This window comes from Micromonospora sp. NPDC003776, from assembly GCF_053605645.1.
Map to the genome: position 1 here is coordinate 1 of NZ_JBSGJR010000235.1, position 9,577 is coordinate 9,577.

Consider the following 9,577-nt stretch of genomic DNA (forward strand, 5'->3'; position numbering starts at 1 on the left):
CGGGTCCGGCCGGACGGGCAACTGCAACCGCAGCAGCACCCTGCCCGGGTCGGTGTCGCTGCGTTCGATCGTGGCCTGCTGCCGGTCACACGCGGCCAGCAACAACATCCGCGCAACCCGCGGCGGGCCTTCCAGTTCGAACACGTCCATCGGGAGGCGACCGTTGGCGTTGAGGAACGTGGCGGCCTGCCGGGTACGGCCGTTGATCACGCTTGACGGCAGACACTTCCCGCCAGGGATCGCCTCCCGAACCTGCTCCCACTCCTGCCCGGTGCGCTTGCCCGGATCGGCCGGCCAGGTCGCCAAAACTCCGGCGGTCAGATCGGCACGCCATGTCACCGAGCGCAGCGCACGCCCGGCCTGTTCTTGAGCCATCCGCACGATCCGGTCATTAACCCTCACCCCGTCGGGGACGGTGACGGTCCAACCCAGCCGCCGCAACGCCATCCACGCGTTCGACGGCAACCGTCGGCCCCCCACGTCCACACCGGAGGCCAACACCTGCACATCGACGGCGTTCCACCGCTGCGCCAACAGCCCGCAGACCATGCCCGCCACCAGATCGGCGCACCACCCGACACGCTCGGCCAACACCGCCTGGGACAGAACCTTCCCGGTCTGCTCATCCACGCCGGCGCGCACAAGAGCGCGGACGCACGGGGTCCGGGAGGCCTCGCCCCCAGCCAGCGACACCGCGCGACTCACCCGCCACCAACCTCACATCGCCCAGACCCGGGCAGCCCGCACAACCCCGCCACGCGACAGCGCTGACCGCCGGCGCGGACCCCCACCGCCCCGCATCAAACCAGACGACACCGACACCCCCGACCCGCCCACGATCACAGACGATCCTTAACCAAATCCCTCAGCCTCCGCATAGGCGTGAACTGCTGGCGCAAGCTGGCCGAGGGGGTGGCCGCCTCGGTGATGGTCGGCGACCCGGTGACCGTCGCGGGCCGCCTCTACACCCGGGACTGGACCGACGACGCCGGCAACCACCGCACCCTGTACGAGCTGGAGGCGGTCGCGGTACCTGCCCGCGGGCGCAGCCGCTTCCTGCGCAACCGGCCGAGCGTGGCGACCAGCGCCGTCGAGGACGCCGAGGCGGAACGCCGGGTGCACGGTGAGGCGACCGAGCCGGTCCCGGACGCGCACGCGCCGGCCTCGCTCGACGACCGTCCGTTCGACGACGAGTTCGAGGGACTGGAGTTCGCCGGCCCGCGCGTCGAGCCCGGGCTCTCCGACGACCTGGACAGCCTCCCGGCGGGTGACTTCGACGAGGCGGCCGACCCGTTCGACGACGTGGCCGACCAGGACGGCGGCGAACGGGACGACCCGGTAACCGCCCGGCCTGGCGGAGCCACCGAGCCCGAGGAGCCCGACGGGCCGGCTCCGGGCCGGCGACACCGAGGGCGTCACGCCGACCGGCCGTGGCCGGCGGGGCGGGCGGCGGGCGCCGGTGCCCGCCTGATTCCGAGGCGGGCCGTGCAACGGGGGAGCGGGGTGGCGACGCCGACGTGGCCGCCCCGCCGTACGGCCGGAACGTGTCCGGTCGGTCATGCCGCTGCGACGGACGCCGGGGCGGCAGTCACCCGACACCGCCGGCCACCGGCCGGGGCGCCGCGGTTCGGACGATGATCAGCGCGACATGGCCTAGGCTGGCCGGCCGGAGGTGGTGACGGGTGCGGCAGGCGACCGCCAGGGCGACCGCGGCGGGACTGGTGGCGGGCTACGCCCTGGACTCGTTGCTCGGCGATCCCCGCCGGTGGCATCCGGTGGCCGGGTACGGCCGGGCCGCTGGTGCGCTGGAGCAGCGGATCTACCGGCCGGACCGGGCGGCCGGGGCGGCGTTCACCGCGCTCGCCGTCGGCGCCCCGGTGCTGCTCGGGGTGGCCGGCACCCTCGCCACCCGGCGTCGGCCGCTGGCTCGCGCCGCGTTGGTCGCCGTCGGTACCTGGACCGTGCTGGGCGGCCGTACGCTGCGCCACGAGTCCCGGGTGATGGGCCGGGCGCTGGGTTCGGGCGACCTGCCCGCGGCACGCCGCCGGCTCAACCATCTCTGCGGCCGGGACCCGTCGGCCCTGGACGAGCCGGAGCTGGCCCGGGCCACCGTCGAGTCGCTCGCCGAGAACACCTCCGACGCGGTCGTCGCGCCGCTGCTCTGGGGTGCCGTCGCCGGGCTGCCCGGCCTGCTCGGCTACCGCGCGGCCAACACCCTCGACGCGATGATCGGCCACCGTTCTCCCCGGTACGCCCGGTTCGGCACTCCGGCTGCCCGCCTGGACGACCTGCTCAACCTGGCGCCGGCCCGGTTGACCGGGCTGCTCACCGTCGCCCTCGCGCCGGCGGCGCACGGCGACCGTCGGGCGGCCTGGCGGGTCTTCCGGCGGGACCGCAACGATCACCCGAGTCCCAACGCCGGGCAGTGTGAGGCGGCGATGGCCGGGGCGCTCGGCGTCCGACTCGGCGGGCGGAACGTCTACTTCGGCCGCACCGAGACCCGTCCGTTCCTCGGCGACGGGCCCCGGCCCGAGGCGCGGCACCTGAAACGGGCGGCCCGGATCTCCGGCGCGGTCGGTCTGGCCGCGCTCGGGCTCGCCGCGGCGTATCCGGTGACCCTGGGACGCCTGGTCGGCCTGCTCGGCCGCGCCGCGCTGCGCGGCATGGTCGGCACCGGTTCGGCGCGCCGGGACCCGGCGACGGACCCACACCCGGTCAGGCCCGGCGACGCCGTGCGGCAGCCGCGCCGAGCGCGACGGGGGAGCGGGCGGTGAGCGCCGGGCTGCTGGTCGCCGGCACCACCTCCGACGCCGGCAAGAGCGTGCTCACCGCCGGGATCTGCCGCTGGCTGCACCGCCGGGGGGTGCGCGTCGCGCCGTTCAAGGCACAGAACATGTCCAACAACTCGGCCGTGGTGGTCGGCCCGGACGGGCGGGGCGGCGAGATCGGGCGGGCCCAGGCGATGCAGGCCGCCGCCTGCGGGGTCGCCGCCGACCTGCGCTTCAATCCGGTGCTGCTCAAGCCGGGCAGCGACCACGCCAGCCAGGTGGTGCTGCTCGGCGAGGCGGTCGACACCGTGACCGCGGGCAACTTCCGGCAGCTGCGACCCCGGCTGGCCGAGACCGCCTACGCGGCGCTGGCCGAACTGCGGACCGCGTACGAGGTGGTGATCTGCGAGGGGGCCGGCAGCCCGGCCGAGATCAACCTGCGGGCCGGGGACTACGTGAACATGGGCCTGGCCCGGCACGCCGGGCTGCCCACGATCGTGGTCGGCGACATCGACCGGGGCGGGGTGTTCGCCTCGATGTTCGGCACCGTGGCCCTGCTCGACCCGGCCGACCAGGCCCTCGTCGCCGGCTTTGTGATCAACAAGTTCCGGGGCGACCGGGGACTGCTCCAGCCCGGGCTGGACATGCTGCACCAGGTCACCGGCCGCCCCACGTACGGGGTGCTGCCCTGGGCGCTGGACCTCTGGCTGGACGCCGAGGATTCGCTCGCCTACGGGCGGGTGCTCGGTCGGCCGGCGGCCCCGCGCGGGACCGACTGGCTCGACGTCGCCGTGGTCCGGTTGCCGCGGATCAGCAACGCCACCGATGTCGAGGCGCTCGCCACCGAGCCGGGGGTACGGGTACGGCTGACCGTCGAGCCGGCCGAGCTGGCCGCCGCCGACCTGATCGTGCTCCCCGGTTCCAAGTCGACCGTGGCCGACCTGGCCTGGCTGCGGGAGACCGGCCTGGCCGACGCCGTGTCGGCGCACGCCGCCGCCGGCCGGCCGCTGCTCGGCATCTGCGGCGGGTTCCAGATGCTGGCCCGGGCGATCCACGATCCGGTGGAGAGCCGACAGGGCAGCGTCCCCGGGCTCGGCCTGCTTCCCATCGAGGTCACCTTCGATCCCCGCAAGACGGTTCGCCGCGCCACCGGCACGGCCGACGGTGACGTCGCGGTCCACGGCTACGAGATCCACCACGGGTACGTCTCCGCCGCCGACCCCGGTCTGCCGCCGCTGCTGCGCCACGCCGACGGCAGCGGCGAGGGCGCCCGGCTCGGCGCGGTGCACGGCACCCACTGGCACGGCGCCTTCGAGTCCGACGGCTTCCGCCGTCGGTTCCTGACCGAGGTCGCCCGGCTGGCCGGCCGGACCGGCTTCAAGGTCGCCCCGGACACCGAGTTCGCCGCCGCCCGGGAGCGGACCCTGGACCTTCTCGGCGATCTGGTCGAGGAGCACCTGGACACCGAGGCCCTGTGGCGGCTGGTGGAGTCGGGCCCGCCGCCGGGGTTGCCGTTCGTCCCGCCCGGCGCGCCGCGGTAGGCGGCCGCGCCACACCGGCGACCCGCGGTAGGGGGCCGCGCCTCACCGGCGACCCGCGCCGCCTGCTCCCGGCCAGCCGCCGCCCAGCAGCGCCAGCCGCCGGTCAGTAGCGCCAGCCGCCGGTCAGTAGCGCCAGCCGCCGCTCAGTAGCGGATGTCGGCCGGTCGGTCGGACATCGGCAGGCCGGCCTCCTGCCAGCCCTGCACGCCGCCGATCATGTCGGTGGCTCGGCGCAGGCCGAGCGCCTGGAGGCTGGCGGCGGCCAGGCTGGAGCTGTAGCCCTCGCGGCACACCACCACGATCTCCCGGTCGTACCCGTTCGCCTCCGGGATCCGCCAGGCGCTCGCCGGATCCAGCCGCCACTCCAGCACGGTCCGGTCGATGACGATCGACCCGGGCAGCTCACCCTGCTCCCGCCGCTGCGCGTCGGTGCGCGTGTCGATCAGCAGCGCCCCGGCGCGGACCGCCTCGACGGTCTCGTGCGGGGTGAGCCGGCGGAGCCCGGCCCGGGCCTGTTCCAGCAGGGCGTCGACGCCCGGACTCATCACGTCATGGAGCACCACCCGATGATGCCGCCCGGCCGCGGGCCGCACCCGGTGAACGACCAGCCCGCGTCGGGACGCCACGACGAAATCCCTCGGAGGCGGTAGCCCACGTCCTGCCGGAGGGGCCTCAGGCCGGGTTGAGCGCCGCCGCCACCTGCCGGGTGAACTCCTCGGGCGCGTCGAGCATGACGTTGTGGCCGGCGCCGGGGACGGTCACCACCCGCACTCCGGCGGCCGACAGCCCGGCCGCGTCGCTCACCGGGCCACTCATTCCGCCCTGCACGAACGTCCGTGGCATCGGCAGCCGCTCCAGCAGGTGGCGCATGGTCGGCCGGGTGCCCGCGACGAGGCCCACGGCGGTGCGGTGCAGGCTGAGCGGGTCGGCGAGGCGCATGGTGGCGGCCCACACCGGCCCTACCCGGTCCAACGTCTCGGCGTAGCCGCCGGCCAGGAAGTCCGCCTCGGCGTACCGCCCGATGCCGCTGCTGCCGGCCGTGGACGGCGGGTTCGGGTCGAGGTTCGCCTCGACGAGCACCAGCCGGCCGACGAGATCCGGCCGGTGGTGGGCGAGGACGATCGCGACCGCGCCGCCCATGCTGTGCGCCACCACGTCGGCGCCGCGGACACCGGCTTCGTCGAGCGTCGCGGCCAGCGCCGCCGCGTGCTCCTCGAGGGTGTAGCCGAACGAGGCCGGCCGGTCGCTCAGGCCGAAGCCGAACAGGTCGACGAAGAGCGAGCGGTGCCCGGCCAGCCCGGGCCGCGTCGCCACCGGCACGAAGTACGCCGCCGACGTCGAGCCCAGCCCGTGCACGTACACCCGGGCCGGCTCCTCGCCGGTGATTTCCACCCAACGCATCCGGGCCCCGTCCGGGCCCACCACAGCTGCCTGCATGACCGTCACCATACATCCGTCCCGAGGTATATCGGAAGCGGGATATAATCGGCCCGTGCTCGAACTCGCGATCCTCGGCTTCCTCGCCGAGCAGCCCCTGCACGGCTACGACCTCAAGCGGCGGGTGGGCCAGCTGACCGGGCACGTGCGCCCGATCGCCGACGGCACGCTCTATCCGGCGATCAAGCGGCTGGAGCGGGCCGGCTGGCTGACCCGGCGTGCCGAACCCGGATCCCGGGCGGCCCCCCGGCAGATGCTGGTCCTCACCGAGCAGGGCCGCGCCGAGTTCCGGCGCCGGCTGGCCGAGCCGGAAGTGGTGGAGATCAGCGACGAGAACCGCTGGTTTACCCTGCTCGCCTTCCTCCGCCACCTCGACGACCCGGCAGCCCGGGACGCGGTGCTCCGGCGGCGGTTGGCCTTCCTGTCCACCCCGAGCAGCTTCTTCTACGAGGGGGACCGGCCGGTCCGCGCGGAGGAACTGGACGACCCGTACCGGCGGGGGTTGCTCACCATCGCCCGGGCCACCACCCGGGCCGAGCTGGCCTGGCTGCGAAAGACGCTGGGTGAGCCGGAGTGACTCCGGTGGCGGTGGTCGAGGCGTACGCCGGGCCGGCCCGGCGGGTGCTGGCCGGGCCGGCGCGGTTGGGGCGTACCCGGCTGGTGGCGGTCGACGGGCCCAGCGGCGCGGGCAAGAGTGTCTTCGCGGCGCGCCTCGCGGACGCCTTCGCCGCGCTGCCCGGCGGTGACCGGCCACCGGTGGTCCGCACCGACGACCTGCTCGACGGGTGGGACGACCAGCTCACCTTCTGGTCCCGTCTGGAGGACTGGGTGCTCGGCCCGGTCCGCGCCGGGCGGCCCGGGGCCTACCGCCGCTACAGCTGGGTGCGCCGGTGCTTCCTGGGCCGGCCGGTGCCGGTGCCGGCCGGGCCGGTGCTCATCGTCGAGGGGGTGAGTGTGGCGCGGGCGGCGGTCCGGCCGGAGTTGACCCTGTCGGTCTTCGTCACCGCGCCGGAGCCGCTGCGGCTCTCCCGCGCGCTCGACCGCGACGGGGCGGAGATCCTGCCCGAACTGCGCCGTTGGCACGCGGGGGAGCGGACGCACTTCGCCGCCGACGGCACCGAGGCGGCCGTGGACGTCGTGGTCGACGGCGCCCCGGTACTCCCGCACGACGCGAGCCGCTACTACGTCCGCCGCCCCTGATCACGGGCGTCGGCACCGCGGGCGCCGGGGCGCCGCCGACGGAAGCGGGCTCCGGCGGTGCCCGCGGTAAGGGCGGCATACGATGCCGGTCATGACCACACCGATCATGTCCGAGTCCGAGGTGCGGGCCGCCGTCGAGCGTGAACTACCCGGAGTCCGCGCTGACCTCGAACGCCTCGTCCGCATCCCGGGCATCGCCTTCGAGGGCTTCGACCACTCGCACGTCGAGCGTTCCGCCGAGGCGGTGGCGGAGCTGCTGCGCGGCTGCGGCCTCGACACGAAGATCGTGCGTTCCGGAGGTCAGCCGGCGGTGATCGGGACGAAGCCGGCTCCGCCCGGCGCGCCGACCGTGCTGATGTACGCCCACCACGACGTCCAGCCGGTCGGCGACCTCTCGCTCTGGCTGTCCGACCCGTTCGAGCCGGTGGAGCGGGACGGCCGCCTCTACGGTCGGGGCGCGGCCGACGACAAGGCCGGCATCATGGCGCACATCGCCGCGCTGCGCGCCTTCGGCGACCGGCTCCCGGTCGGCGTGGTCCTGTTCATCGAGGGCGAGGAGGAGTACGGCTCAGACTCGCTGGAGCGGCTGCTCGCCGAGCACCGCGACGAGTTGGCCTCCGACGTCATCGTGATCGCCGACTCCACCAACTGGGACGTCGGTGTGCCGGCGCTGACCACCTCGCTGCGCGGCATCGTCAACTGCTTCGTCGAGGTGCGCACCCTGGACCACGCCGTGCACAGCGGCATGTTCGGCGGCGCGGTGCCGGATGCGCTGACCGCGCTGGTCAAGCTGCTCGGCACCCTGCACGACGACGCCGGCAACGTGACCGTCGAGGGCCTGGTCGGTCGGGAGGGCGCCAGCGTCGACTACCCGGAGGACCGGTTCCGCGCGGAGGCGGGCCTCGTCGAGGGCGCGGAGCTGTTCGGCTCCGGCCGGATCACCGACCGGCTCTGGACCAAGCCGGCCCTGGCCATCCTCGGTGTCGACGCCCCGGCCACCGGCGAGGCGCCGAACGCCCTGGTGCCGTCGGCCAAGGCGAAGCTGAGCGTCCGGCTGGCGCCGGGCGACGACCCGAAGAAGGCGTACGCGGCGCTCACCGCCCACCTGGAGCAGCACGCCCCATGGGGCGCGCACGTGACGGTGACCTTCGAGCACGACGGGGCGCCCTGCGTCATCGACGCCACCGGCCCGATGTTCGAGGCGGCGCGGGCGGCGTTCCGGGGCGCCTGGGACGGCACCGACCCGGTCGACATCGGGGTGGGCGGCTCGATCCCGTTCATCGCCACCTTCCAGGAGATGTTCCCGGGGGCGGCGATCCTGGTGACCGGCGTGGAGGACCCGCACGCCCGGGCTCACGGCCCGAACGAGAGCCTGCACCTGGGCGAGTTCGCCCGGGTCTGCGTGGCCGAGGCGTTGCTCCTCGCTAAGGTCGCCGAGGCCGGCGCGAACCGGAGTTAGGTGTCGGAACCGTAACTTCGGGGCCGATGTCGGAGTTTCCGGTGTGTCGGGCGGCGGGGTGTTATAGCCTTTCGAACATGCGTACGAATGACGAGTTGGCGCGGCTCCAGGCCGCCGTCAGTGCTCTGGGGGACGTCGACGTCTCCGCGTGGCCCGAGGACACGCTCAAGGAACAGCTCGGCGAGCTCTCCGCCGCGCTGGTCATGCTCGACGCGCTGCTGACCCGGATCGCCGACGAGGTCCGTGCCCGTGGCCTGCGGATCGAGGAGCCGGTCTCCGCCTGATCAGGAGACCGGCTCCCCGGCCGCCCCGGGCTTCCCGCTCCGCCGACCGGCCCCACCCTGTGGACCTGCTCGCCCTCGGCCGGTAGGCCGAGTCGGCGAACCTGGAAGGACCCGGCGACCGGCGTTGCGTTCTGACGGCCTCAGCGGGCCGACGGCCCCGGGAGATCCACTCGGGACGCGGCAGGTCGTGCCCATCGTCCGACCGGACACCCCGCCATGCCGCAACCAGAGTGGATCATCGGCCGGGACGCCGGCGACATGCCGCAAGGCGGGTGCATCGCAGGCCGGGACACTACGACGTGCCGTAACCGGAGTGGATCGCCCGGCGGGGCCGGGCGGGATGGCACGCCGGTGTCGGTGGTGGCTGGCAGGATGGCTTCCGTGCGGTTCCTCGACCTGGCGGCGACCTCCGCCGCAGTGGGCGCCACCAGCGGCCGGCGGGCCAAGGTGGAGCTGCTCGCCGCGGCCCTACGCTCGCTCGACCCCGGGGAGATCCCGGCCGGTGCCGGCTACCTCGCCGGGGAGCTGCGGCAACGACAGACCGGGGTGGGCTGGGCGAGTTTGCGTGACCTGCCCCCGCCGGCGGCCGAGCCGACGCTGACCGTCGGCGGGGTCGACGCGGCGGTCGAGGAGATCGCCTCGGTCCACGGCCCCGGTTCGCAGGCCCGCCGGCGGGACCTGGTCGGCCGGCTCTTCGCGGCCGCCACCGCGGACGAGCAGCGGCTGCTGGCCGGCCTGTTCCGTGGCGAGCTGCGCCAGGGCGCCCAGGCCGGGCTGCTCACCGACGCGGTGGCCCGGGCCGCCGAGGTGCCGGTGGCCGCGGTCCGCCGGGCCCTGCTGCTCGCCGGCGACCTGCGGGCCGTGGCGGTCGCCGCGCTGACCGGCGGC

The 9,577-nt window shown here is 74.9% G+C and carries 7 protein-coding genes and 4 pseudogenes; 8 read left to right on the forward strand and 3 right to left on the reverse strand.

Annotated elements, in window-relative coordinates:
* A partial coding sequence (locus ACWEVO_RS19510; protein WP_452308944.1) for a hypothetical protein occupies positions 1–630 on the reverse strand: 630 nt, incomplete at its 3' end.
* 237 nt (positions 631–867) lie between these two features.
* Between ACWEVO_RS19510 and ACWEVO_RS19515 the strand changes: the two are divergent.
* The 3 genes and pseudogenes from ACWEVO_RS19515 to ACWEVO_RS19525 form a co-directional block, all read left to right on the forward strand.
* Positions 868–1,471, forward strand: a pseudogene (locus tag ACWEVO_RS19515) (single-stranded DNA-binding protein); the annotation flags it as partial.
* Between the two features lie 211 nt (positions 1,472–1,682).
* A pseudogene (locus ACWEVO_RS19520) lies at positions 1,683–2,666 on the forward strand (cobalamin biosynthesis protein); the annotation flags it as partial.
* Positions 2,667–2,770: 104 nt separating this feature from the next.
* The gene (locus tag ACWEVO_RS19525; protein ID WP_452308945.1) at positions 2,771–4,309 is read left to right on the forward strand and encodes a cobyric acid synthase; all 1,539 of its coding nucleotides are present in this window, start codon (positions 2,771–2,773) and stop codon (positions 4,307–4,309) included.
* 143 nt (positions 4,310–4,452) lie between these two features.
* On the opposite strand, the gene ACWEVO_RS19530 is transcribed toward ACWEVO_RS19525, so the two are convergent.
* Positions 4,453–4,854: a rhodanese-like domain-containing protein gene (locus ACWEVO_RS19530; RefSeq protein ID WP_452308949.1), complete on the reverse strand. Its 402-nt coding sequence runs from the start codon at positions 4,852–4,854 to the stop codon at positions 4,453–4,455.
* Between the two features lie 127 nt (positions 4,855–4,981).
* Positions 4,982–5,746, reverse strand: coding sequence for an alpha/beta fold hydrolase (locus ACWEVO_RS19535; RefSeq protein WP_452308946.1), 765 nt, complete (start codon positions 5,744–5,746; stop codon positions 4,982–4,984).
* A 55-nt stretch (positions 5,747–5,801) separates the two neighbouring features.
* Here ACWEVO_RS19535 and ACWEVO_RS19540 point away from each other — a divergent pair, with 55 nt between their 5' ends.
* The 5 genes and pseudogenes from ACWEVO_RS19540 to ACWEVO_RS19560 all read left to right on the forward strand — a co-directional run.
* A complete protein-coding gene (locus ACWEVO_RS19540; RefSeq protein WP_452308947.1) occupies positions 5,802–6,323 on the forward strand; it encodes a PadR family transcriptional regulator in 522 nt (173 codons plus the stop codon).
* Positions 6,320–7,090, forward strand: a pseudogene (locus ACWEVO_RS19545) (uridine kinase family protein). Before ACWEVO_RS19540 ends, ACWEVO_RS19545 begins: the two are co-directional and overlap by 4 nt.
* Entirely contained in the window at positions 7,053–8,405 is a 1,353-nt protein-coding gene (locus ACWEVO_RS19550) for a M20/M25/M40 family metallo-hydrolase (RefSeq protein ID WP_452308950.1), read from the forward strand. Before ACWEVO_RS19545 ends, ACWEVO_RS19550 begins: the two are co-directional and overlap by 38 nt.
* A gap of 77 nt (positions 8,406–8,482) precedes the next feature.
* A complete protein-coding gene (locus ACWEVO_RS19555) occupies positions 8,483–8,689 on the forward strand; it encodes a hypothetical protein (protein WP_452308948.1) in 207 nt (68 codons plus the stop codon).
* 381 nt (positions 8,690–9,070) lie between these two features.
* A pseudogene (locus ACWEVO_RS19560) lies at positions 9,071–9,577 on the forward strand (ATP-dependent DNA ligase); the annotation flags it as partial.